This is a genomic window from uncultured Fretibacterium sp., from assembly GCF_938040765.1.
Lineage (GTDB): Bacteria > Synergistota > Synergistia > Synergistales > Aminobacteriaceae > CAJPSE01.
Genome location: NZ_CALIAA010000179.1, coordinates 1 through 1,244 on the forward strand (window position 1 = coordinate 1; position 1,244 = coordinate 1,244).

The 1,244-nt window shown below is 58.6% G+C and carries 1 protein-coding gene; it reads left to right on the forward strand.

Going from position 1 to position 1,244, the window contains the following annotated elements:
* The first annotated feature begins 482 nt into the window (after positions 1–482).
* Positions 483–1,217 carry a hypothetical protein gene (locus Q0176_RS06315; protein ID WP_299300358.1) on the forward strand — a complete coding sequence of 245 codons (735 nt, stop codon included), beginning with the start codon at positions 483–485 and terminating at the stop codon, positions 1,215–1,217.
* Positions 1,218–1,244 lie beyond the last annotated feature (27 nt).

Below are 1,244 nucleotides of genomic sequence, written 5' to 3' on the forward strand. Positions count from 1 at the left end.
GGGAGGTGGACAGAGTATCCACGTTGAACTCCATCTTGGGATTGTCCCTCAGAAAATCGCGGACCTTCATGTAAAGGTCGTCGAGCCGCTTCTTGCACGCGGGGCACGTCCGGCCTCCCGCCGCGGTAAAGATCTTCCGGCACAGTTTGCACGTAACCAGGGCCATCGTGAAGCATCCTCCTGTTTGTCCTGTATTTGTCCCTATAGACGAGATGACCGGAACATCGGCACGGGGAGAGAATCCCATGGGCCGACACGGCCGGTATTTTTATTGTACCTCATAATTCCCGGCTCGGGGCGGGCAGTCGCAGAGAAAAAGGCGCCGCCGGTAAAGGAGAGAAGAGGGAACGTGCCCGCACATCCCCCGTCTCCCGCGAGGGCGGGAAAAACCATCCTTGCCCTCCCCTGGCGATGGGATACAATAACGGCATGGCTTCGCCGTCACATCACTCCATTCAAATCAAAGGAAGGTGCGTTTTTCAATGAAAAAGGCGATGTTTCTTCTGCTCCTCCCGTTCCTTGCCGCAGCGATGTTCCTCCTGTCGTCGGCCCCCGCGGAGAGCCGGACGGTCCAGGACATTCAAAGCTATGTCGATGCGGCCAAGGCCCTGAACCTGAGCGAAGGGAACCTGCAGGTCAAGTCCAACGAGTTCGACGTCGAGGAGATCTTAAAGGACGCCCGTTTCATGGGGCTGCTCCGCGGCAGGATCCGCATCGCCCGTCTGGTCGACAGGGCCATGAGGGACTCGGAGGGGGGCAACGGCGACCTGAACACGGAGGTCGGCCCCATCGTCGCCTTTCTCCTTTCGGGGCAGAACGGGCTCCCCACGATGGACAATATCGTCAAAAACGCCGTGAGCAATGTCGTCAAGCCGCTCGAGCTCGAGGGGATACTCAAGGAGCTGCCCCGTTATTACGACGCCGTCGTGAACACGGCGGACTGGCAGAAGAAGTTCCAGAAAATACTCTCCCAGAAGTATACCTCGCTTAACGGGGGGGCGATCTTCCACCTTGCGGGCTTCCCGGAGATCGGGGACAAACCCTATTATATGGGGGCCATGGATATCGAGCTCACGGACGGATCGTTCTCCCTCTACGAGGCGGATACGTCCACCGAGGCCTGGCTCTACTCCTTCTGGATGCGTCGTTGGCTGGAGGGAACCATGGAGGCCGCCAGGGTCGCCATCGACCTGCTGAACAAGGTATTGGGACAGTAAAAAGACAAACGAAAACCCCCTCGAGGG